The organism is Nonomuraea sp. NPDC049625, assembly GCF_040675285.1.
Lineage (GTDB): Bacteria > Actinomycetota > Actinomycetes > Streptosporangiales > Streptosporangiaceae > Nonomuraea > Nonomuraea angiospora_A.
Genome location: NZ_JBFAOQ010000004.1, coordinates 688,004 through 709,741, shown reverse-complemented (window position 1 = coordinate 709,741; position 21,738 = coordinate 688,004). Strand labels below are relative to the sequence as shown.

The following is a 21,738-nucleotide window of genomic DNA, read 5'->3' as shown; positions in this document are numbered from 1 at the left end:
GACCCTGTGTTGTTATCTGAGTGTTTTCTAATCGTTCGGGGGATTTGCCCTGCGGATCGCCGCCAGGAACGACCGCCTGGCCGCGGCCACGTGCGCAATGGCCCTGGCCTGCGCCTCGTCCTCGTCGCCCGCCGCGATGGCCTCGCACAGGCTCAGGTGCTCGGTCCAGGAGTGCGGCCCGCGGGCGGCGGCGGTCTGGCTGAAGACCCACTGCGCCCGCAGGAGCATGGGCTTCATCATCAGACTCAGGTACGAGTTGCCCGCCGCCTCACCCACGGCCAGGTGGAAGGCCGTGTTGAGATCGGCCACCTCCTCCAGCCGCCCGTTCTCCACGGCCTCCTTGGCCTGCTCCAGCACCTGCTGCAGCCGCTCGGCGGACTCGGGGGTGCGCTTGCGCGCGGCCAGCCGCGCCGCCAGGCCCTCGACCGCCATGCGCACGTCGAAGAGTTCCTCGCCCTCCGCCGCCGACAGCCGCGCGACGGTGGCGCCGAACCTGGGCACGACCTCGACGAACCCCTCGGCGGCCAGCACCCGGATGGACTCGCGCACGGGGTTGCGCGACACGCCGAGCAGCGCGGCCAGCCGGTCCTCGACCAGCCGCTCACCCTGGGCGAGCTCGCCGGAGAGTATGCGTCGCCGCAGCTCCTTGGTGACCTCGTCGCGCAAGGTCGGATGGGCCGCGCCCAGCGTCAAATCAGCCATGAGGCGACAATCGTATACAGCCCGGACCAACTCCCCCACCCAGCCCGCCCCACCCCCAACCCAACCCTCGTCACCCACACCACCTCGACCTCCGCGCCTCCGGCTCCCACATCGCCAGCTGCGGGCCGGAGGCGATGCCCGCGACCCCGCACCGCCGGCTCCCGCACTCTCGCCCCTTGGGGCTGCGCGCCTCCGGATCCCGCGCCTTCGGCCCGCGATCCCTCCGCCCTTCCGGCTCCTGCGCTCTTGACCCCTCGCCCCACCTCTCGGCCCTCGAGCCGTTCGGTGTCGCGTCGCAGGGGTTCAGGCGCGTAGGCGCAGCCCCCGGGGGGTGGGGTGGAAACCGGCCGCCTCCAGGGCCGCCGCCAGCGGCGACTCGACGATGGCCGTGCCGTCGGCCCGTTCCACGGTCAGCTTCCCGAGCGCCCCGTCCCGAACAGCCAGCGCAAGGGCGTCGACGGCGGGCTGCAGCCGGTCGTCGTCGGCGAACGACAGCAGCGTCTTGCCGCCCCGTTCGACGTAGAGCACCAGGTGCCCGTCCACGAGCACGACCAGCGAACCGGCCTTCCGGCCAGGCTTGTGCCCGAGTTCGCCGGGGTGCTGCGGCCAGGGGAGCGCGGCGCCGTACGGGCTGGCCGGATCGGCGGCGGCCAGCACCACGGCCCTCCGCCCGCCCCCAGAGCCGGACCCCACACCCCCAGCCCCGGAGCTGGACCCAAAACTCCCAACACCCGAGCCGATCCCCGGGGCGAGCCCTGGACCGTCGGACGGCACGAGGCCGGGCGCCATGGCGCGCATCCGGTCGACCGCTCCCGGCAGGGCGAACTGCGCGCCCCCGAGGCCCTCGACGAAGTAGCCCCGGCGGCAGCGCCCGCTCTCCTCGTACGCCCGCAAGACCTGATATACGGGCGTAAATCCCCCAGGAAGTCGTTCCGACGTCACCGCGCCCCGCGTCACCACGCCGTGCCGTTCCAGCAGCACCTCGGCTTGAGCGTGCGCCCGCTGGGTGGTGTCGGCGGCGGGCGCGGGCAGCAGCCACCACCGGCCGCCCACCGTGGGCGGCCCGCTCCTGCTCGGCAGCACGGCCCGGCGCCGCCGCGTGGTGGCGGGCCGGTGCGCGGGACGGCCGGTGCCGAGCGTGGCCCGCAGCGGCGCCAGCGTGTCGCCGGAGATCCGCCCCGCCCACACCAGATCCCACACCGCCGCCGCCAGGGTGGCGTCGTCCAGGGACCCGAGCTGGTCGGAGATGCCGCGGAAGAACAGCGCGCCGCCCCCGCCCAGCAACTCCAGCACGCGCTCGTGCAGAGGGGTCATCGTGATCTCGGCGGGCTCGGGCAGCAGCAGCGGCGCGGTGTCGCCGTAGTAGAGCGACACCCAGCCGTCGCCGCCGGGCAGCGAGCCCTGTCCCGCCCACATCACCTCGCCCGACGAGGTCAGCTCGTCGAGCAGCGCCGGATGGTAGCCGGGCACCCGCGCGGGCAGCACCAGCGTCTCCAGCGCGGACGCGGGCACGGCGGCCCCTTGGAGCTGTTCGATGGAGCGAACCAGCGCGTCCATGGCCCGGGCCGCCTCGCTCGCGCCCCGGCCGCCGGCCGCCCCCGCGGCCCCCGAGCCGGTGATGCCGTGCCAGGCGGGCAGGAAGCGGGCCAGGGTCTCCGGCGCGACCGGCTCGACCTCCTTGCGCAGCCGGGCCAGCGACCTGCGCCGCAGCATCCGCAGCACCCCGGCGTCGCACCACTCCTCGCCCCGTCCGCCGGGCCGGAACTCCCCGTTCACGACCCGCCCGGACGCGGCCAGCCGGCGCAACGCGTCCGTCACCACGGCCACGCCCAGCCCGAACCGGGCCGCGGCCGACCCCGCGTGGAAGGGCCCGCGGGTGCGGGCGTGCCGCGCCACCAGGTCGGCCAGCGGATCGGCGACCGGCTCCAGGAACGCGTGGGGCACCCCGACCGGCAGCGGCACGCCCAGCGCGTCACGCATGCGGGCCGCGTCCTCGATGGCCGCCCAGTGCTCCTCGCCGGCGATGCGTACGCGGATCGCGCGACGCGAGCGTTCGAGCTCCGCCAGCCAGGCCGGGTCGCCGCCGCGCACGCTCACGTCGGGCGCGAGCAGCGGCCCGTGGGAGCGCAGCAGGTCGGCGAGGTCCTCCAGGTCGCGCAGCGGCCGGTCGAGCCTGGCCAGCTCGCGCTCGGTGTCGGAGATCACGTCGGGGTCGAGCAGCTCGCGCAGGTCGGCCTGGCCCAGCAGCTCGGCCAGCAGCGTGGTGTCCAGCGCCAGCGCCTGGGCGCGCCGCTCGGCCAGGGGCGCGTCGCCCTCGTACATGAACGCGCCCACGTAATGGAACAGCAGCGACGCCGCGAACGGCGAGGCCTGCGAGGTCTCCACCTCCACCAGCCGCACCCTGCGGGCGGCGATGTCCCGCATGAGCTGGACGAGCCCCGGCACGTCGAAGACGTCCTGCAGGCACTCGCGCATGGTCTCCAGCACGATCGGGAACGAGGCGTACTGCGAGGCCACGCCCAGCAGGTGGGCGGCGCGCTGGCGCTGCTGCCACAGCGGGCTGCGCTTGCCCGGCGTGCGGCGCGGCAGCAGCAACGCCCGCCCCGCGCACTCCCTGAACCGGGAGGCGAACATGGCCGACCCGCCCAGCTCCTCCGTGACGATCTGCTCGATCTCCTCGGCATCGAACGCGGCCACGTCGGTCGGCGGCTCGGCCAGCGTGTCGGGGATGCGCAGCACGATGCCGTCGTCGGAGTGGACCGCCTGCACATCGATGCCGTAGCGCTCGCGCAGGCGCCGGTTGATCGCCAGCGCCCACGGGGCGTGCACCCGCGCGCCGTAGGGGGAGTGGATGACCACGCGCCAGTCGCCGAGCTCGTCGTGGAAACGCTCGACGAGGAGGGTGCGGTCGTCGGGGACGTAGCCGGTGGCCTCGCGTTGTTCGTGGAGGTAGGACAGCAGGTTTCCGGAGGCGAACTCGTCGAGCCCCGCCTCCCGCATGCGCTCGGTCGAGCCGTTCTTGGCCTGCTCGCGCAGGAACTGCCCGATCGCCTTGCCCAGCTCGGCCGGGCGCCCGGGCGCGTCGCCGTGCCAGAACGGCAGCTTGCCCGGCTGGCCCGGCGCGGGCGAGACGAGCACCCGGTCGGTCGTGATGTCCTCGATCCGCCAGGACGTCGCACCCAGCACGAACACGTCGCCCACGCGCGACTCGTAGACCATCTCCTCGTCCAGCTCGCCCACCCGAGAGGCCTTCTCACCCACCAGGAAGACGCCGAACAGGCCGCGGTCGGGGATCGTGCCGCCGTTGGTGACCGCCAGCCGCTGCGCGCCCGGACGACCCTGGAGGGTGCCGGTGACCCGGTCCCACACGATGCGCGGCCGCAGCTCGGCGAACTCCTCGCTCGGATAGCGCCCGGCCAGCATGTCGAGCGTGGCCTCCAGGGCGGTCCTGGGCAGCGTGGCATAGGGGGCGGCCCGCTTGACCACGGACTCCAGCTCGTCGACCGTCCACTCGTCGAGCGCGGTCATCGCCACGATCTGCTGCGCCAGCACGTCGAGCGGGTTACGCGGATAGCGCAACTCCTCGATCTGGCCGCTCTTCATCCGCTCGGCCACCACGGCCGTCTGCACCAGGTCACCCCGGTACTTCGGGAAGATCACACCCTTGGACACCGCGCCGACCTGGTGGCCCGCCCGGCCGATGCGCTGCAGCCCGCTGGCCACGCTCGGCGGCGCCTCCACGCACGCGACCAGGTCGACCGCGCCCATGTCGATGCCCAGCTCCAGGCTGGAGGTGGCGACCACGGCGGGCAGCCGGCCCGACTTGAGAGCCTCCTCGATCTGCGCCCGCTCCTCCTTGGAGACCGAGCCGTGGTGCGCGCGGACGATCTCGGTCACGACACCCTTGCTGGCCCCGGCCTGCGCCATCATGTCGGCGGGCATCCGCTGGGGCTTCTGCGGTGATGAGGGCGTCTCCCAGATGGAGAGGTCGATGGCCTCAACGCCGCCGCCCTCCCGCTCGTACGCGAGCTCGTTGAGGCGGGTGCACAGCCGCTCGGCCAGCCGCCGCGAGTTGGCGAAGACGATCGTCGAGCTGTGCGCCCCGATCAGGTCGAACAGCCGGTCCTCCACATGGGGCCAGATCGACCGGTTGCCCGGCTCGGGGGCGAACTCCTCCCGGCCCTCCGGCTGCGGCCGGCCCTCCATCTCCGTCATGTCCTCGACCGGGACGACGACCTCGACCTCGATCCGCTTCTCCGACGGCGGCTGCACGACCGTGGCCGGTCGCGTGCCGCCCAGGAACGCCGCCACCTCGCTCACCGGCCGCACCGTCGCCGACAGCCCGATCCGCTGCGCCGGCCTGTCGAGCAGCGCGTCGAGCCGCTCCAGGCTGAGCGCCAGATGAGCGCCGCGCTTGGTGGCCGCGACCGCGTGGACCTCGTCCACGATCACCGTCTCCACGCCCCGCAACGCCTCGCGCGCCTGGCTGGTGAGCAGCAGGAACAGCGACTCCGGCGTCGTGATCAGGATGTCGGACGGCTTGGCGGCGTAGCGCCTGCGGTCTTCCGAGGGGGTGTCGCCCGAGCGGATCGCCACCGAGATCTCCGGCACCGGCAGCCCGAGCCGGCGCGCTGTCTGCTTGAGCCCGGCCAGCGGCGCGCGCAGGTTGCGCTCGACGTCCACGGCCAGGGCCTTGAGCGGCGACACGTACAGCACCCGCGTCCCCTTCGGCGCGTCTTTGCGCACAGCGGCGCCCTTACGCGCGGCGGCGGCCTCGGACGCGGTGGGCCCGGCCTCGGGTGTGGCGGTGGGGCCGGTCTGCTCGAACGCCAGTCTGTCGAGCGACCACAGGAAGGCCGCCAGCGTCTTGCCCGACCCGGTGGGAGCGACGACCAGGGTGTTGTCGCCGCGCGAGATCGACTCCCACGCCCCCTCCTGGGCGGCCGTGGGAGCTTGGAAGGCCCCGGTGAACCATTGCCTGGTCACCTGGCTGAACTGGTCTAGCGAGCTCACCAGCACATATTGCCTCGCGCCACCGACAGAAAACGCATTTGGCTCCCCGGCGAGCGGTTGAGCGGGGGCCCTGGCGGACATACAGCGACCGTGACCATTGACTATGCGGCCATCGAAGCCCGCCGAGCGGAGATGAGACGGCGCCACGTCTTAGCGCACCGGCCATCGAGCAGCGCTCGGGGCCTGCACCACATGGCCCTGCTCTCGTCGGACGTGGAACGCACCATCAAGTTCTACCAGGAACTCCTGGAGTTCCCGCTCACGGAGATCATCGAGAACCGCGACTACAAGGGCTCGAACCACTTCTTCTTCGACATCGGCAACGGCAACCTGCTCGCGTTCTTCGACTTCCCCGGCCTCGACCTCGGGCCGTACCAAGAGGTGCTGGGCGGGCTGCACCACGTCGCGATCTCCGTCGACCCCGCCACCTGGGAGCGGTTGCGCGGGAAGCTGGAGATGGCCGGCGTGCCGCACCAGATAGAGAGCGGCGCCTCCATCTACTTCAAGGACCCCGATGGCGCCCGGCTGGAGCTGCTCGCCGACCATCTCGGTGAGATGTACGGCTCGCGTGTGCTGTGACCGCGGGTCTAGCGCCGCGACGCCCTGCGCGTACGCGGCTTGCCCGCACGGGGCTCCTGCCTGACGCCCGCGTGCCTTTCTGATCGCTCAGACTTCTCCTTCTGTACGGTGAGGCGCAGCGTGTGCAGTAATCGGCGGCGCCTGGCCCTGTGGGCCTTGGTCTCGGCTGTCTTCGGTGGCGAAGACTTGGGGGTCTTTGGCATGGGGATGTCCTACCCACCCCCCAGGCGATTCCATACTTGAATCCATGCGCCTGACCGAGTTCTGGAGACGGATGAACGCTCACTTCGGCGACACGTACGCCGAGTCGTGGGCCCGCGACTACGTGCTCGCGCCGTTGGGCGGCCGGACCGTCATACAGGCGCTGGCCGACGGGGAGAGCGCCAAGACCGTCTGGCGCGCGGTCTGCCAGGTGGAGGACGTCTCACCCAAGCTCCGCTAGCCGCGGCGGCGTCAGGGCTGTGACATGTCCAGGGCCTGCTGCAACGCGGCGGCCGTGAGCTCCAGCTCGTCCACGCTGCCCTGCCCTCCGGGCGACCACAGGAACGTCCATCCGTGGTGTGACGGGGTGGCGAAAATGATCGTCTGACGGCCCGTACGCGGGTGCCAGACCCACAGCACCGGATCGTCATTGCCGACCATGCGACTGACCAGGCCATGATGGGGGAGCACCTCGGCGAGTGCCTCCAGATGGGTGCGCCGTTCCCTGGTGTAGCCCCTCGACACTCGCCGCCTCCAACCCTCGGCCCTGCAGTGAGTCTCCCCAGCTCACTGCCCGGACAACACATTGGCGGCCAACATCAGCGGGGTGTGTTCATGGGGATGCGCATGCGTCCGAAGTCGAACGTGAGCGCATACGGCTTGAAGAACTCGTGCGTGGGCAGGTCCCCGATGCGGAAGCCGAAACCGTGCTCGAACCAGGAGGGGAGCGCGCCGGACAACCCGGGCACCCGGCGGCGGGTGACGGACCCGAGCGTCACCTCGTCCACGGTCACCGCGTGAAAGCCGTCGCCCGGGGGATCGGGACTCCGGCGCCCCCGGTGTCGACGAGGAACACCATCCGGTCCAGGCCGTTCACGGTGCCGTGGGACAGCAGGAAGTGGTCGCCCACGTACCACATGGGCACGCTGTGCTCCGGCTGTTCCTGCGTAGGACGAGCTTCTCGGCCGGATAGTCGATCGTGGACAGGAACCGCGACAGGACGCTCGTGCCGATCGCTCCCCGGGTGACCCGCCCGTCGGGCGCGGAGAGCCGGATCGTGTCCGGGATGGTGTGGACGGGCACGTTCTCGATGCGGAGGTCGCCCATAGCGAGCCGGTCTACGTGTCTCTGGTACGCCTTATGGTTCTGCCGGTCGTGTAGCCGTACATGGGGGCGCGCAGGCGGTCGGCGTACTCCTGGTTGAGGGCGAACAACGCGCCCGTGTCGAGGAAGAACAGGGCAGGCGGAGCGCCGTTCACCGACGCGACGGCGATCAGGACACGTTCGCCCGGATGGCCACCGAGCTCATGGTCCACGCGACCCGCCGTCCCACCGTCCGTGACCAGCTCGTCGCGCTGTTGTTCCCGCCGGGGCCCCCCGGCCGCCACCCTCTCGCGCCTCCCGGCAGCGGGCTGGGGGAGCTCCCGTACGAGCGGGCCGACGCGATACTGAAGTCGCTGGACATCGGCATGCGCCCGCTCACCCTTCCCGCTCCTGAGCAGCGCCCTCCGGAGCTGTTCAGGACGGCGCTCGGGCTCCTCACCGCCCCCCAGGTGTCCCGTGACAGCGAAGCTTGAGCGGTCAGGCCCCCGCCTGGCGTGACTCACTCTTGACTCAGGCCTTCGCGTCGCCATCGTCGATCGGCTCGCCTTCGGCGGTCGGCGCTTGGTCCCGTGGAACCTGCTCAGGCGTGACGGCGCAGGCCGTCGACGATGACGCGCAGGAGGTGATGGGCGCGGGCGTCCCACTCGGCGGGTTCCAGACGGGTCAGGTAGCCGATCAGCAGGATGATGTCGCGGGCGTCCACGTCGGGGCGGACGACGCCCTCGGCTTTGCCCGCGTCGAGGAGCGTGGTCAGCGTCTCGCCGATCGGGCCGAGGCTGTGCGCGGACAGACCCTGCCACACCCCCGCCTCGACAGCTGCGAACACCTCGCGCTTGACCTTCGCGTACTCGGCCACCCGGTCCAGCCAGCCGACCAGGGCGGGCAGCGGCTCGTGTTCGGCGAGCAGTTTCGGCGCGGCGGCCACGAGGTCGTCCACGTCCTTGCGATAGACCTCGGCGAGCAGGGCCTCCCGAGTCGGGAAGTGGCGGTAGAGGGTGCCCTGACCGACGCCCGCCCGCTTGGCGATCTCATTGAGCTTCACCTCGTTCGCGTTCACGATGACCTCTCGTGCGGCCTTGAGGATCCGTGCGCGGTTCTCGGTGGCGTCGGCTCGGCGGCGGGGGGCGTTCATCGGTCCTCTTCATGGCGAGTTGGATAAGCGGACACGTGTCCGGTACGGTGGAAGTCCTTAACCGGACACGTGTCCAGTTTACTGTGGAGGAAATCCCCATGTCAGCCATCAGGGGCAAGGTCGTGGCCATCACCGGGGCGAGCAGCGGGATAGGCGAGGCCACCGCGCGCCTGCTCGCCGAGCGGGGCGCCGCCGTCGTGCTCGGCGCACGGCGGACGGAGCGGCTCGACAAGATCGCCCGTGAGATCCGCGACCGCGGCGGGCGCGCCGTCACCCGAGCCGTGGACGTCACCGCCCGCGAGGACCTCGAACAACTCGTCGGCCTGGCCGTGACGGAGTTCGGGCAGCTCGACGTGTTGGTCGGCAACGCCGGCATCAGCAAGATCGGCCCCGTGGCCGACCTTGACGTGGCCGGCTGGTCGGCGATGATCGACGTCAACCTACGCGGCGTGCTGCACGGCATCGCCGCCGCGCTGCCGGTGTTCCGCGAGCAGGGACAGGGCCACCTCGTGACCACCGTGTCGACGGCCGGGCTGAAGATCACACCCACGATGGCGGTCTACGCCGCGACCAAGAACGCCGTACGCACCCTCCTGGAAGGGCTGCGGCAGGAGTCGACCGACGGCGTGTTGCGGACGACGGCGGTCTCGCCGGGCTACGTGCGTACGGAACTCGCCGGCTCTATCGACAACCCCGAGGTCCGCGAGGAGATCCGCCGCAACATGAACCAGTACGCCATCGCGCCGGAAGCCGTCGCCCGCGCTGTCGCCTTCGCCATCGAACAGCCCCGTGATGTGGAGATCGGCGAGATCGTCATCCGCCCGACGACCCAGAACTGAGCCGGCCGCCCGCGATCAGGGCGATGTCCTCCAGCAGGCGGCCAGGTGTCGTGGTCGACCCAAACGCCGCGCAGGCTCGCCTCCCACGCGCCCGCGATGTCCGCGAGAAGGTTGGCGCCCATCTTCCAGCCGCCCTCGTCCACGCCGCCGGGCCACGCCGCCGGGCCACGCCGCCGGGCCGCGATGACGAACAGCTCCGCCGCAGGCTTGCGCACCCCTCGGCCCCCGAGATCAACCTTCGCCGGCACGAAACCAGTGCTCATCAACCTTCGGTGACAACGACCAGCCTTCAGTGACACGGGACGCCAGGGCGGGTGATTGACGGCGACCTGCGTGTTCCTGCTGTGATCGAACAGCCGTTCGGCTACGATGGGTTTCGCCCGAGCCACGTCTTCCCCGGCAGTCGCATGAAAAATGTCGGTGGCAGGCCGTAGCTTTCACTCGACTGATCGGACCACGACCCTCCAGGGGGAGTTCCCATGGCAATCAACGACCGCGAGAAGGCCCTCGAGACCGCGCTCGCTCAGATCGAGCGACAGTTCGGCAAGGGCTCCGTCATGCGCCTGGGCGATGACGCCCGAGCTCCCATCGAGGTGATCCCCACCGGGTCGATCTCCCTTGACGTGGCCCTCGGCATCGGCGGCCTGCCGCGCGGCCGCATCGTCGAGATCTACGGCCCCGAGTCCTCCGGTAAGACCACGATCGCCCTGCACGCGGTGGCCAACGCCCAGCGTGCCGGCGGCATCGCGGCGTTCATCGACGCCGAGCACGCCCTCGACCCCGAATACGCCAAGAAGCTGGGGGTCGACACCGACGCCCTGCTGGTCTCCCAGCCCGACACCGGTGAGCAGGCGCTGGAGATCGCCGACATGCTGATCAGGTCCGGCGCCGTCGACATCATCGTCATCGACTCGGTGGCCGCGCTGGTGCCCAAGGCCGAGATCGAGGGCGAGATGGGCGACAGCCACGTCGGCCTCCAGGCCCGCCTCATGTCCCAGGCCCTGCGCAAGGTCGCCGGCGCGCTCAACAGCACGGGCACCACCGCCATCTTCATCAACCAGCTCCGCGAGAAGATCGGCGTCATGTTCGGCAGCCCCGAGACCACGACCGGTGGTAAGGCGCTCAAGTTCTACGCCTCGGTCCGGATGGACATCCGCCGCATCGAGACCCTCAAGGACGGCACGGAGGCGGTCGGCAACCGCACCAGGATCAAGGTCGTGAAGAACAAGATGGCCCCGCCCTTCCGCGTGGCCGACTTCGACATCCTCTACGGCGTGGGCATCTCCCGTGAGGGCGGCCTCATCGACATGGGTGTGGAGCACGGCTTCGTCCGCAAGTCCGGCGCCTGGTACACGTACGAGGGCGACCAGCTCGGCCAGGGCAAGGAGAACGCCCGCAACTTCCTGAAGAACCACCCCGACATGGCCAACGAGATCGAGAAGAAGATCAAGGACAAGCTGGGCGTGGGCCCCCGCCTCGACGCCCCGGCCGAAGCCGCCGCGGCCCCTGCCCCTGCCCCGGCCGCCGCTCCTTCCGGCCGTGGCTCGAAGTCCACCCCGAAGCCGGGTGACGTCTGATCGTCCACCCCATGAGCGATCGTGCCCCCTCCCATGAGTAACCCGAACCGGCCACCGGCGCCCCAATCCGGGGGCGCCCGGCCCGTCCCTTCCCCCTCCCGGGGCCGCGACCTGGCCCGCTCGGCCGCGGACGGCTGGCCATCGGTCGACGAGTGGCGCGAGCATCGCACCCGCCAACGCGCCTCGACCGAGAGCGAGGCCGCGGCAGACCAGGAAGGGCACCCCAACAGCCCCACCGCCACAGACGAACAGCCCGACGAACACACGGTCACAGGCGAACAGCACGACAAGCACACGACTACTGACGGGCAGCCCGACGGGCTCACCGCCACAAGCGAACAGCACGACGAACACACCGCCACAGACAGGCAGCCCGACCAGCACGCGGCAACAGGCGAACAGCACGACGAGCACACGGCTACAGACGGGCAGGGCGTTGTGCATGCCGCCACGGGCGAGCCGGATGATGTCCGTGCCGCCATGGGCGGACAGGACGGCGTCCACACCGACGATCACGTGACCACCGGCATCCGGGAGGCCACAGGCCACCTCTACCGGGAACGCACCGGCAGACACCCCTTCTTCGGGGACGACACCGACGATCAGGACGGACCCCGCTTCATCCCCGGGGCCCAAGCCCGATCAGCCGACCAGTACGAATCTCGCACAACCGCCGACACCCAAGCCGGCGCGGATGATCAGCGCGCATCCCGGATCGCTGCCGAGGGCCAGGCCGTCGCAGACGATCAGCACGATATGCGCACCGATACCCAGGCCAGCCCAGACGCTGAGGCTGCCGGACACCCTGGCGACAGTGGCTCCGCTGACGCTGACCCGAGTCCTGCCGGCGCCGACCGGGGAGACTCGGACGGCGGATGGGCCACCACCAAGGGATGGCGTGCCACCGAGGAGGCCGCGCCTGCCGGGCCTGCCAACCGGGGGGACGGTGGGTGGCACTCCGAGGTGCTCGCGGGGAGCAGCTGGTTCTCGGCCGAACCGTCGGACGACGGCGAGACCGGGAGGAAACGATCGAGCAGAGGGCGGCGATCCGCCCGCTCCAACGGACGGGCCGGGCGAAATACCCGCGGGCGCGGCTGGCCATCCGAGGAGCTGGACGCCGAAGGCCCTGCCGAAAGCCGACAGGACAGTGAGCCCTCCACCACCGAAGCTGCGCAGCGTGGCCACCACTTCGCCGGAGCGCCAGACGACGGCGGCGGTTTCGCCGGGGCCAGGTGGGATGACGGGAGCCCCGCCGGAGCGGCACGCGATGGCGCTGACGCGGCCGGATTGAAGCGTGACAGCGAGGACCGTGCCGGACAGGACGGCGGCTTCGCTGGAAGCGCGCGAGGCGGTGACGGGTTTGCTGGGGCCTGGCCTGATGACGAGCGTCCTGGCGGAGCTGGGCGCAGTGGCGGGGGCTTTGCCGGGACGGGGCGTGGTGATGGGCGTTCTGGCGGATCCAGGCGGCGTGGCAAGGGCTTCGCTGGGGCCGAGCGTGATGACGGGGGCGGGCAGGGTGATGGGAGCTCTGCCGGATCCGGGCGGAGAGGTGGAAGGTCTCGCAGGTCTGGGCTGAGTGGTGAAGGCTTCGGCGGGGGCGGACAGGACGCTGATCCGGAGTCGGTGGCGCGGGCTATTTGTCTTCGGTTGCTCACCATGGCGCCCAAGACGCGGGCCCAGCTTGCCGAGGCGCTCCGGAAACGTGACGTGCCCGACGAAGCCGCCGAAGCGGTCCTCAGTCGCTTCTCCGAGCTGGGGCTGATCAACGACGGGGCGTTCGCTGCGGCTTGGGTCGACTCGCGGCACCACGGCCGAGGGCTGGCCAAGCGTGCCTTGGCCGCTGAGCTACGTCATCGCGGTGTGGACACCGACACGGTCAAGGAGGCAGTCGAGCGGCTGGATCCCGACCAGGAGGCGGAGACGGCTCGGCGGCTGGTGGAGCGCAAGCTCGCGTCCACTCGGTCGCTCGACCCGCAGACCCGCACGCGGCGGCTGGCGGGCATGCTGGCACGCAAGGGGTACGCCTCAGGGCTGGCTTTCCGCGTCATCCGCGAGGCGCTTGAGCAGGAGGGGATCGAGATGGATGAGGACTTCCCGTAACATCTCCCGCTCCACGGCTCGCCCCGGATACACGGCTCTCCCCGGGCTCTCGGGCTCTCGGGCTCTCGGGCTCTCGGGCTTCTCCGCGCCCGGGGTTCCGTGGGGTCCCCGAGTCCTGGGGCTCGCTCTGTTCTGCGGGTTCCCCGGCTTCACGGCTGCCTCGTTTTGGGTTCTCTGCGGCTTGCCTGGCGCGCTGCGGTTCCACGACTCTCTCCGGGCTTCCGTGGGTCCTCGTGTTCTGTGGCTGTCCTGGTTTGGGGTTTGTCTCGTTCTGGGCTGGTCCGTTTTGGGGATCTTCGGGCGGCGGCTTTTGGTGGATTGCTCGGTCTGCATGTGCTCTTGCATCTGCATCTGCCAGTGCGGCAGAGATTGCGGGTGCATATGCGGGTGCGGGTGCTCTTGCACTCGCACATGCTTCCTTGCCCATGCGCGTCCCCTGTCTTGCCTGTAGGTGTCGGTAGAGATGCAGGCCCGTAAGACACGCTTGATGACGCGTTTGCTTGCTCGTGACCTGTTCGACGCATAACCTCGACGGCAGTGAGGAGTTACTCCGCGCAGCGCGGATTGCCATACCGGTGAACGACGGACGAACGAGGCTGGTTGATCTAGGCGGGCGAGGTGTCGGCTTTACGAGTCGACGCCCGGTCAGCCTTGGCTGTATATCGATCCAGACGCCGACCGGGCTATTCGTGGCGCGCTTGTGACCCCTCCCGTTTGTGGCCGCGTTATGAGGTGTTGACGACGCGAGGAGGGCGGGGCGCACATGGGGCCGCTTGTCGTAGTGCTGATGGTGGCGGTGCTCGTGCTCGCGTTCGGGATGATCGTCGCGCTTCTCGTCGTCATAAGGCGCACCTCGAGCAGTCTGCCACGCACTTCCAAAACCAGTCCCGAGCAGCAGCAAGTCGTACACGAGGAGCTTGAGCAGGCGCGCGAGGAGGCGCAGGAGATCCGGCACAAGGCCGAGACCGACGCCCAGGAGATTCTGCGCAGGTCGGAGGCCGCGGCCGAGAGCGCCGCGCAGATGCGGCGGGAGGTCGAGGAGGAGAGCCGGATACTCAAGTCCGAGCTCAAGGAGCTGCGCGCCGACCTGGAGCGCCGGGAGTCCCGGCTGGCCGAGCGGGAGCAGCGGCTGGACGAGGAGGCCAGGCGGCAGTCCGAGCGCGACAGGAAGCTGGGCGAGACCGAGGTCGAGCTGGCCGACCGGCGCGAGGAACTGCTCCAGGTCGAGGGGGAACGGCGGGCCATCCTCGAACGGGTCTCCGGGCTGACCGGCGACCAGGCCAAGGCCGAGCTGGTCAAGGAGATCGAGAACCAGGCCAAGCGCGAGGCCGCGCTGATCGTCCGGGAGATCGAGAGCGATGCCCGCAAGGAGGGCGAGAAGCGGGCCACCAAGATCGTGACGCTGGCCGTGCAGCGGGTGGCGGCGGAGCAGACGGCGGAGTCGGTCGTCAGCGTGCTGCATCTGCCCGGAGACGAGATGAAGGGCCGGATCATCGGGCGCGAAGGGCGGAACATCCGGGCCTTCGAGTCCACGACCGGCGTGAATCTCATCATCGACGACACCCCTGAGGCCGTGCTGCTGTCGTGTTTCGATCCCGTGCGCCGGGAGACGGCCCGGCTGACGCTGGAGAAGCTCGTGCTGGACGGGCGCATCCACCCCCAGCGCATCGAGGAGGCGCACGATCGCAGCCGCCAGGAGGTGCAGGATCTGTGCGCGCGGGCCGGCGAGGACGCCCTGGTCGAGCTGGGGATCACCGACATGCATCCCGAGCTGACGCTGCTGCTCGGGCAGCTCAGGTATCGGACGTCGTACGGGCAGAACGTGCTCAAGCACCTGATCGAGTCCGCGCACATCGCCGGGATCATGGCCGCCGAGCTGAGGATGAACCAGCCGCTGATGAAGCGCTGCGCGCTCCTCCACGACATCGGCAAGGCACTCACGCACGAGGTCGAGGGCAGCCACGCGCTGATCGGGGCGGAGATCGCCCGCAGGTACGGCGAGGAGGAGGACGTGGTGCACGCCATCGAGGCGCACCACAACGAGGTCGAGGTGCGCACCGTCGAAGCGGTTCTCACGCAGGCCGCCGACGCGATCAGCGGCAGCCGTCCCGGCGCCCGCCGCGAGTCCCTGGAGGCGTACGTCAAGCGGCTGGAGCGGCTGGAGGAGATCGCGCAGTCGTACGACGGCGTGGAGAAGGTCTTCGCCATGCAGGCCGGGCGGGAGATCCGGGTCATGGTCAAGCCGGATGCGATCGATGACATCCAGGCGCAGGTGATCGCCCGTGATGTGGCCAAGCAGGTGGAGGAGGAGCTGACGTATCCGGGGCAGATCCGCATCACCGTGGTGAGGGAGTCCCGGGCCACCGAGTTCGCGAGGTAGGACTCGGCGCCGGTCTGGAAAACCGCGGTGGGGGAACACCGCGGTGGGTGTGATGGTTGGTCGGCGCTCGTGGGTGTGGCGGTGCTCGATCGTCCATGTGGGGATGCCGGGTGTGGTGGTGTCCGGAGAGGGCCGGGGCCGGGTTCGCGCTGATCGGCCGGCGTTCGCGGAGGGCCGGCGGGCGTGGCGGGCCAGCGGGCGCGAAGGGGCGGCGTTGGGGAGGGCCAGCGGGCGCAAATGGGGCCAATGGGCGGGGAGGGCCGGCGGGCGTGGCGGTGCCTGAGGGAGGCTGAGGCGCCGGAGCACGCCCGCCGGAGTCCACCCCGGGACGAGCGTCAGGCGAGGCGGATCCGGGGGTCGAGGAGCCCGTACGCCACATCCACCAGCAAGTTCGCCACCACCACCGCGGTCGTCGCCAGCGTGACCACGCCCATGATCACGGGCAGGTCCCCGCTGACGAACGCCTGCACCACCGCCTGCCCCACGCCGCCCAGGCCGAAGACCGACTCCGTCACCACCACCCCGCCGATCAGCGTGCCCACGTCCACCCCGAGCTGCGTCACCACCGGCGTGAGCGCCGCCCGCAGGCCGTGCCGGTAGATCACGCGCCGCTCGGGCACTCCCTTGGCCCGGGCCGTGCGGATGTAGTCCTCGCCGAGCACGTCCAGCATGGAGCCGCGGGTGAGCCGGGCGTACGACGCCGCCTGGACCGTGGCCAGCGTGATCCACGGCAGGATCAGGTGGCGGGCCCATTCGGCGGGGTTCTGCGAGAACGGCACGTACGAGTCGGGCGGCAGGATGGGCACCCCAGCCATGGTGAGCTGGAAGAACAGGAAGTACAGCAGCAGCAGGCCCACCACGAAGGTCGGCATGGAGACCCCGGCCAGCGCCAGCAGCGTCAGGCCGCGATCCACCAGCGACCGGGCCCGGGTGGCGCTGAGCACCCCCGCGCCGACGCCGAGCGTGAACCACAGCACCGCGCCCCCCAGCACCAGCGAGAACGTCGGCGGGAAGTCGGCGGCCAGCAGCTTGCCGACCGATTCGCCGGAGAAGTACGACTGGCCGAGGTCGCCGTGGAGCAGCCTGCCCAGATAGTCGAGATACTGGACGAGGGTGGGCCGGTCGAGGCCGAGGTTGTGCCGGATCAGCTCCACCTGCTCGGGAGTGGCCTGCCGCCCGGCCAGCGTCCTGGCGGGATCGCTCGGCGCGACGAAGAACAGCAGGAACGTCCCGAGGGTGACCAGCCAGAGCACGAGCAGGCCGAGCAGGGCCCGGCGCAACAGGAACGCGCGCAGCATCACGCCCCCTTACGGGTACGTCGGCGGCGGCTGAACAGACGCTCCATCCGCGGATCGAGCGCGTCCCTGATCCCGTCGCCCACCAGGTTGAACGCGAGCGTGGTGACCAGCAGCGTGGCGGCCGGGAACCCCAGGTACCAGTACGCCACCCGGTAGAACCCCTGTGCCTCGCTCAGCAGGTTCCCCCACGACGGGGTGGGCGGGACGATCCCCAGCCCCAGGTACGACAGCGTCGACTCGAACACGATGGCCGCCGGCACCAGCAGCGTGGTCAGCACGATGACCGGAGCGAGCAGGTTCGGCAGGATGTCCACGAACATGATCCGGAAGTCGCCCGCCCCCATGGACCGGGCCGCGTCGACGTACTCGCGCTCCTTCACCGACAACGTCTGCCCGCGCACCACGCGGGCGATGGCCGCCCACGAGTAGAAGGCGATCACCCCGATCGTGGCGGACAGCGAGGGCCCGGCGATGGACACCACCGCGATCGCGAAGATCAGGTACGGGAACGACAGCACCACGTCCATGAGCCGCGACAGCACGGTGTCCACGACGCCGCCGTAATATCCGGCCAGCAGCCCGACGACCACCCCGACCAACGCCGCCAGGCCGGTGGCGACCACGCCGACGAGCAGCGAGACCCGGGCCCCGTACAGGACCCTGATGAACAGGTCGCGCCCGAGCCGGTCGGTGCCGAACCAGAACTCCCCGTTCGGAGGCACGGGCAGCCCCTGGGCCGTGATGCCGGTGTCGCGGAACTGGTCGTCGGGGCCGTGGCCGTTCCAGGCGGCGATGAGCGGCGCGGCCAGCGCCAGCGCGCACAGGAGGATGACGACGAGGCCGGACACCATGGCGACCCGGTCGGTCCTGATCCGGCGCCAGGCGAGCTGCCAGGGCCCGCGCCCGGCTATCCCCTGGGAGGTGACGGCGCCGGGTCTGATCTCGGTCAGTGTCATACGACCACCTCAATGGGGAAGTGGCAGGCCGCCGACCCTTCGAGCTGGGGCTCCACGGACGAGCAGACCTCCTGGGCCCGCGGGCAGCGCGGATGGAACCGGCACCCGGACGGCGGATCGATCGGCGAGGGCACGTCCCCGGTCAGCACGATCCGCTGCCGCCGCTCCGCCTCGTCCGGGTCGGCCACTGCCGTGGCCGACAGCAGCGCGTTCGTGTACGGGTGCCGCGGCCGGTCGTACACCGGCTCCGCGTCCCCCACCTCGACCACCTTGCCCAGGTACATGACCGCGATCCGGTCGCTGATGTGCCGCACCACGGACAGGTCGTGGGCGATGAACAGGTACGTCAGCCCGAACTCGGCCTGCAGATCCTTCAGCAGGTTGAGGATCTGCGCCTGGATGGACACGTCGAGCGCCGACACCGGCTCGTCGCAGATGATCAGCCGGGGCCGCAGCGCGAGTGCCCTGGCCACCCCGATCCGCTGCCGCTGCCCGCCGGAGAACTCCGCGGGGAACCGGTTGTAGTGCTCCGGATTGAGCCCGACCCGTTCCATCAGCTCCTGCACGGTCCGGCGGAGCTGCTCGCCGCTCATGACCCGGTGGATCACGAGCGGGTCGGCGATGATCGACCCGACCCGCCGGCGCGGGTTCAGCGAGCCGTACGGGTCCTGGAAGATGACCTGGATGTCGCGGCGGTAGGGCCGCATGCGCTTCCTGGGCAGGTTCGTGATGTCCGCGCCGTCGAACCGCACGCTGCCGGAGGTGACCGGATGCAGCCCCGCGATGCAGCGCGCGAGCGTGGACTTGCCGCAGCCGGTCTCGCCGACCAGGCCCAGCGTCTCGCCGGGGGCCAGCGCGAAGCTGACCCCGTCGACCGCCTTGACCTGCCCGACCACGTGCTTGACCAGCGCGCCCGTGGTGATGGGGTAGTGCTTGACCAGGTTCGAGACTTCGAGGAGCATCACGACTCCTTCGCCTTGAGCCGCAGCGCGTCCGCCGCCGCGCCCAGCCCGACCGCCTCGTGTGGCAGCCAACAAGCTGAGGCGTGACTGCCCTCACCTGTGACCGTGGCCAGGGGCGGCCGCTCGGCCGAGCAGACCGGCATCGCGTACGGGCAGCGCGGGTGGAACGCGCACCCGGACGGCAGCGCGATCAGGCTCGGCGGCGAGCCGGGGATGGGCCGCAGCCGCCCGTCCCGGTCCCCGCTGCTGCCGGGAATCGACTCCAGCAGGCCCTTGGTGTACGGGTGGTGCGGCCGGTAGTAGAGCGTGCGCCGGTCGGCCCGCTCCACGGCGAGCCCGGCGTACATGACCAGCACCTCGTCGGCCATGCCCGCCACCACGCCGAGGTCGTGCGTGATGAGGATGAGCGCGATCCCGAACTCCGCCTGCACCCGCGTGATGAGCTCCAGGATCTGCGCCTGCACGGTCGCGTCGAGCGCCGTGGTCGGCTCGTCGGCCACGATCAGCTTCGGGTTGAGCGCGAGCGACATCGCGATCATCGCCCGCTGCCGCATGCCGCCGGAGAACTGGTGGGGGTAGTCGTCCACCCGGCGATCCGGCCGGGGGATGCCGACCAGGCCGAGCAGCTCGACCGCCCGCCTCCTGGCCTCGGCGCGGGAGGTGTCCGGCCGGTGCACCCTGATCAGCTCCTCGATCTGCCAGCCGACCTTGTAGAGCGGGTGCAGGCTGGTCAGCGGGTCCTGGAAGATCACGCTGATCTCGGCGCCGCGGATGTGGCGCAGCCGCTCGCCGTCGAGTTCGAGCAGGTCGACGCCGTCGAACACGGCGCTGCCCGAGATGTCGGCCCCGGGGGTGAGCCCCAGGATGGCCTGCGTGCTCACCGTCTTGCCGCTGCCGGACTCGCCGACGATCGCCAGCGTGCGGCCGCGTTCGATGCGGAACGACAGCCCCCGCACGGCCTGCACCACGCCGTCGGACGTGGGGAAGGCCACGCGGAGGTCCGTCACCTCGAGCAGGCTCATCACGGGTTGTTGGGGTCGAGCCAGAGGTTGGTGAAGTCGTAGAGCTGGAACGCCGGCAGATACAGGGCGTTCTGCACGCGCTTGCTCTTGTAGATCGGCGTGTTCTGGTTGTTGAGCGGCACGATCACCGCGTCGCCCATCACCGTCGTGTCGACCTGGTGCCACAGCGCGGCCGACTTCGTCTGGTCCTGCTCGGCCAGCGCCTGCTTGATCAGCGAGTCCACCTTGGGGTTGCTGTAGCAGCCGTAGTTGCTGGTGCCGGGGTTGCAGTTGGTCTCGAACAGCGGCTGGACGACCGCGCGGCCGTTGTTGCCGTACCAGTCGGGGACCCAGCCGGGCGCCGAGATGTCCCACTTGCTGGCCTTGGCGATGGACGTGTTCTGCAGGAAGGCGCCGTAGTAGTCGCCCTGCCGGACCGGCAGCCCCTTCACCGTGATCCCGCACTTCTGCAGGTCCGCCGAGTACGACTGGAAGTTGGCCGGATGGTTGCCCGCGTTGCGGAAGGCGCCGATGAGGGTCAGCCCGTTCGGGTAGCCGGCCTCGGTGAGCAGCTGCTTGCACTTGGCCGGGTCGCCCGCGTCACCCGGGCTCGGGTACGGGTTGTACTCCTGGTATCCGATGTTGCCCGGCGGGATCGCGGTGTGCAGCGGCGTGGCCACGTCCGCGCCGCCGTAGACCTTGGCGATGGCGACCTTGCTGACCGCGTACTCGATGGCCTGGCGGACCTTGAGCTTGCCCATGGCGCCGCCGGCGTTCTTGCTCTGCAGGTTGAAGACGATGTACGGGTTGCTCACCGCACCCGGGAAGATCGTGAAGTTGGGGTCGCCGGAGCTCTTGAGCCGCGGGATCTGCGCGGTCGGCACCGGCAGGTCCCACGACAGGTCGGCGCTGCCGGCCTCGAGCTGCTGCTGCACCGCGTCCGGCTCGTTGACGCCCATCTTGACCTCGATGGCGTTCACGTACTGGTGCCTGATCGGGTCCGAATCCTGCTTCCAGGCCGGGTTCCGCTCCAGCCTGATCGACTTGGTGGCCACGTACTGGGTGATCCGGTACGGGCCGTCGGAGATCGTGTGCTGGCGGAACGTGGCGTCGTCCGGCACGTACTGGTCGTACTCCTTGGGCGCGGCCACGGAGAAGTTCAGCGACAGGATGTTGAGGAAGTCGCTGGCGGCCTGGGTCAGCGTGAACACCAGCGTCTTGTCGTCCTTGGCCTGGACACCCGCGATCTCGTGGGAGTTCTGGAAGTCGGCCAGCGCCGCGGCGGTGGGCTTGGCCTTGGTGAACGCCTTGGTGTACGCGTCGCAGTACGCCTTCATGCCCTTGATCGTGCTCGTGTAGTAGCCGGGCGCGCCGGAGCCCGCCACCGGGTTGCAGATGCGCTTGAAGCCGCGGACGAAGTCACCCGCCGTCACGTCGCGTGGCGGCTGCGTGTCCCACTGCACGCCGTCACGGAGCTTGATCGTGTACGTGAGCCCGTCGGCGCTCAGGCCGCCGTTGCCCGTCGTGGGCAGCTCGGAGGCGACGTCGGGGACGAGCGCGAAGCCCTTGGTGGTGTCGGACCCCTTCGCCACCCCGTTGAGCGCGAAGAGCCCGCGGGCGTACGTGCGCAGGATCCCGTTGGTGACCGTGTAGTACGAGCTGGTGGGGTCGAGGTGATCGACGTCCCCGCCGCCCACGAGCCTGAGCGTGCCCCCGGAAACCGGCTGGCCGGGGGCGGAGGAGGTGGGCGGGGCGGAATTCCTGGCTCCGGTGTCTGTCTGGCAGGCGGTGGCGAACAAAGTTGCGAAGACCGCCACGGCAATGCTGAAATGGCGCATGCTGGCCATCTGGCCTCCCTCGTGCCGAGATGCGGGGCGTGCATGGCTGGCCGTGT

General features: G+C 70.5%; 19 protein-coding genes and 1 pseudogene. 7 read left to right on the top strand and 13 right to left on the bottom strand.

The window, feature by feature from the left end:
* Positions 1-27: 27 nt before the first annotated feature.
* Both AB0J87_RS21600 and AB0J87_RS21595 read right to left on the bottom strand, forming a co-directional pair.
* Positions 28-702: a GntR family transcriptional regulator gene (locus AB0J87_RS21600; protein WP_363967590.1), complete on the bottom strand. Its 675-nt coding sequence runs from the start codon at positions 700-702 to the stop codon at positions 28-30.
* A gap of 303 nt (positions 703-1,005) precedes the next feature.
* The gene (locus AB0J87_RS21595; RefSeq protein WP_363967588.1) at positions 1,006-5,715 is read right to left on the bottom strand and encodes an ATP-dependent helicase; all 4,710 of its coding nucleotides are present in this window, start codon (positions 5,713-5,715) and stop codon (positions 1,006-1,008) included.
* Between the two features lie 192 nt (positions 5,716-5,907).
* Between AB0J87_RS21595 and AB0J87_RS21590 the strand changes: the two genes are divergently transcribed.
* Positions 5,908-6,294: a VOC family protein gene (locus AB0J87_RS21590; RefSeq protein ID WP_350724791.1), complete on the top strand. Its 387-nt coding sequence runs from the start codon at positions 5,908-5,910 to the stop codon at positions 6,292-6,294.
* A 247-nt stretch (positions 6,295-6,541) separates the two neighbouring features.
* Positions 6,542-6,736 (top strand): DUF3046 domain-containing protein, encoded by a 195-nt coding sequence (locus AB0J87_RS21585; RefSeq protein ID WP_350724793.1) that lies wholly within the window; start codon positions 6,542-6,544, stop codon positions 6,734-6,736.
* Positions 6,737-6,747: 11 nt separating this feature from the next.
* On the opposite strand, the gene AB0J87_RS21580 is transcribed toward AB0J87_RS21585, so the two are convergent.
* The 4 genes from AB0J87_RS21580 to AB0J87_RS21565 form a co-directional block, all read right to left on the bottom strand.
* On the bottom strand, positions 6,748-7,020 hold the full coding sequence (locus AB0J87_RS21580; RefSeq protein WP_350724795.1) for a hypothetical protein: 273 nt from the start codon (positions 7,018-7,020) through the stop codon (positions 6,748-6,750).
* 74 nt (positions 7,021-7,094) lie between these two features.
* Positions 7,095-7,289 carry a hypothetical protein gene (locus AB0J87_RS21575; protein ID WP_363967586.1) on the bottom strand — a complete coding sequence of 65 codons (195 nt, stop codon included), beginning with the start codon at positions 7,287-7,289 and terminating at the stop codon, positions 7,095-7,097.
* The gene (locus tag AB0J87_RS21570; RefSeq protein ID WP_363967584.1) at positions 7,286-7,420 is read right to left on the bottom strand and encodes a hypothetical protein; all 135 of its coding nucleotides are present in this window, start codon (positions 7,418-7,420) and stop codon (positions 7,286-7,288) included. The genes AB0J87_RS21575 and AB0J87_RS21570 overlap by 4 nt, the downstream gene beginning before the upstream one ends.
* 193 nt (positions 7,421-7,613) lie before the next feature.
* Positions 7,614-7,754 (bottom strand): hypothetical protein, encoded by a 141-nt coding sequence (locus tag AB0J87_RS21565; protein WP_363967582.1) that lies wholly within the window; start codon positions 7,752-7,754, stop codon positions 7,614-7,616.
* A 33-nt stretch (positions 7,755-7,787) separates the two neighbouring features.
* On the opposite strand from AB0J87_RS21565, the gene AB0J87_RS21560 reads away from it, so the two are divergent.
* Positions 7,788-8,072, top strand: coding sequence for a hypothetical protein (locus AB0J87_RS21560; RefSeq protein WP_363967580.1), 285 nt, complete (start codon positions 7,788-7,790; stop codon positions 8,070-8,072).
* A 107-nt stretch (positions 8,073-8,179) separates the two neighbouring features.
* Here the strand turns inward: AB0J87_RS21560 and AB0J87_RS21555 are convergent, their stop codons facing one another.
* Positions 8,180-8,731: a TetR/AcrR family transcriptional regulator gene (locus tag AB0J87_RS21555; RefSeq protein ID WP_363967578.1), complete on the bottom strand. Its 552-nt coding sequence runs from the start codon at positions 8,729-8,731 to the stop codon at positions 8,180-8,182.
* A gap of 98 nt (positions 8,732-8,829) precedes the next feature.
* Between AB0J87_RS21555 and AB0J87_RS21550 the strand changes: the two genes are divergently transcribed.
* Together AB0J87_RS21550 and recA are read left to right on the top strand one after the other, a co-directional pair.
* On the top strand, positions 8,830-9,570 hold the full coding sequence (locus tag AB0J87_RS21550; protein WP_355201701.1) for an SDR family oxidoreductase: 741 nt from the start codon (positions 8,830-8,832) through the stop codon (positions 9,568-9,570).
* A gap of 479 nt (positions 9,571-10,049) precedes the next feature.
* Positions 10,050-11,036 (top strand): annotated as a pseudogene (gene recA, locus AB0J87_RS21545) (recombinase RecA); the annotation flags it as partial.
* A 753-nt stretch (positions 11,037-11,789) separates the two neighbouring features.
* On the opposite strand, the gene AB0J87_RS21540 reads toward recA, so the two are convergent.
* A complete protein-coding gene (locus AB0J87_RS21540; protein ID WP_363967885.1) occupies positions 11,790-11,951 on the bottom strand; it encodes a hypothetical protein in 162 nt (53 codons plus the stop codon).
* Between AB0J87_RS21540 and recX the strand changes: the two genes are divergently transcribed.
* Positions 11,904-13,247, top strand: a complete 1,344-nt coding sequence (gene recX, locus AB0J87_RS21535) for a recombination regulator RecX (protein ID WP_363967867.1) — start codon at positions 11,904-11,906, stop codon at positions 13,245-13,247. The two genes, AB0J87_RS21540 and recX, sit on opposite strands and share 48 nt — an antisense overlap.
* 763 nt (positions 13,248-14,010) lie before the next feature.
* A complete protein-coding gene (gene rny, locus AB0J87_RS21530; protein WP_363967576.1) occupies positions 14,011-15,627 on the top strand; it encodes a ribonuclease Y in 1,617 nt (538 codons plus the stop codon).
* 335 nt (positions 15,628-15,962) lie between these two features.
* Here rny and AB0J87_RS21525 read toward each other — a convergent pair whose 3' ends face one another.
* From AB0J87_RS21525 to AB0J87_RS21505, 5 genes are read right to left on the bottom strand one after another with little or no spacing between them, the layout of a single operon-like run.
* Positions 15,963-16,925: an ABC transporter permease gene (locus AB0J87_RS21525; protein ID WP_192791045.1), complete on the bottom strand. Its 963-nt coding sequence runs from the start codon at positions 16,923-16,925 to the stop codon at positions 15,963-15,965.
* Positions 16,925-17,881, bottom strand: coding sequence for an ABC transporter permease (locus AB0J87_RS21520; RefSeq protein WP_350724807.1), 957 nt, complete (start codon positions 17,879-17,881; stop codon positions 16,925-16,927). Before AB0J87_RS21520 ends, AB0J87_RS21525 begins: the two co-directional genes overlap by 1 nt.
* A complete protein-coding gene (locus AB0J87_RS21515; RefSeq protein ID WP_350724809.1) occupies positions 17,878-18,843 on the bottom strand; it encodes a dipeptide ABC transporter ATP-binding protein in 966 nt (321 codons plus the stop codon). Before AB0J87_RS21515 ends, AB0J87_RS21520 begins: the two co-directional genes overlap by 4 nt.
* Complete coding sequence (locus AB0J87_RS21510; RefSeq protein ID WP_363967573.1) at positions 18,843-19,865, bottom strand: ABC transporter ATP-binding protein; 1,023 nt, start codon at positions 19,863-19,865, stop codon at positions 18,843-18,845. The genes AB0J87_RS21515 and AB0J87_RS21510 overlap by 1 nt, the downstream gene beginning before the upstream one ends.
* A complete protein-coding gene (locus AB0J87_RS21505; protein WP_363967571.1) occupies positions 19,865-21,691 on the bottom strand; it encodes an ABC transporter substrate-binding protein in 1,827 nt (608 codons plus the stop codon). Before AB0J87_RS21505 ends, AB0J87_RS21510 begins: the two co-directional genes overlap by 1 nt.
* Positions 21,692-21,738 lie beyond the last annotated feature (47 nt).

Bases quoted from the DNA above. Each gene is read 5' to 3' on its own strand.
- rny (WP_363967576.1), top strand. From the start codon at position 14,011: ATGGGGCCGCTTGTCGTAGTGCTGATGGTGGCGGTGCTCGTGCTCGCG.
- AB0J87_RS21510 (WP_363967573.1), bottom strand. From the start codon at position 19,865: ATGAGCCTGCTCGAGGTGACGGACCTCCGCGTGGCCTTCCCCACGTCC.
- recX (WP_363967867.1), top strand. From the start codon at position 11,904: ATGCGCACCGATACCCAGGCCAGCCCAGACGCTGAGGCTGCCGGACAC.
- AB0J87_RS21600 (WP_363967590.1), bottom strand. From the start codon at position 702: ATGGCTGATTTGACGCTGGGCGCGGCCCATCCGACCTTGCGCGACGAG.
- AB0J87_RS21525 (WP_192791045.1), bottom strand. From the start codon at position 16,925: ATGCTGCGCGCGTTCCTGTTGCGCCGGGCCCTGCTCGGCCTGCTCGTG.
- AB0J87_RS21520 (WP_350724807.1), bottom strand. From the start codon at position 17,881: ATGACACTGACCGAGATCAGACCCGGCGCCGTCACCTCCCAGGGGATA.
- AB0J87_RS21515 (WP_350724809.1), bottom strand. From the start codon at position 18,843: ATGCTCCTCGAAGTCTCGAACCTGGTCAAGCACTACCCCATCACCACG.
- AB0J87_RS21585 (WP_350724793.1), top strand. From the start codon at position 6,542: ATGCGCCTGACCGAGTTCTGGAGACGGATGAACGCTCACTTCGGCGAC.
- AB0J87_RS21560 (WP_363967580.1), top strand. From the start codon at position 7,788: ATGGCCACCGAGCTCATGGTCCACGCGACCCGCCGTCCCACCGTCCGT.
- AB0J87_RS21590 (WP_350724791.1), top strand. From the start codon at position 5,908: ATGGCCCTGCTCTCGTCGGACGTGGAACGCACCATCAAGTTCTACCAG.
- AB0J87_RS21550 (WP_355201701.1), top strand. From the start codon at position 8,830: ATGTCAGCCATCAGGGGCAAGGTCGTGGCCATCACCGGGGCGAGCAGC.
- AB0J87_RS21505 (WP_363967571.1), bottom strand. From the start codon at position 21,691: ATGGCCAGCATGCGCCATTTCAGCATTGCCGTGGCGGTCTTCGCAACT.
- AB0J87_RS21555 (WP_363967578.1), bottom strand. From the start codon at position 8,731: ATGAACGCCCCCCGCCGCCGAGCCGACGCCACCGAGAACCGCGCACGG.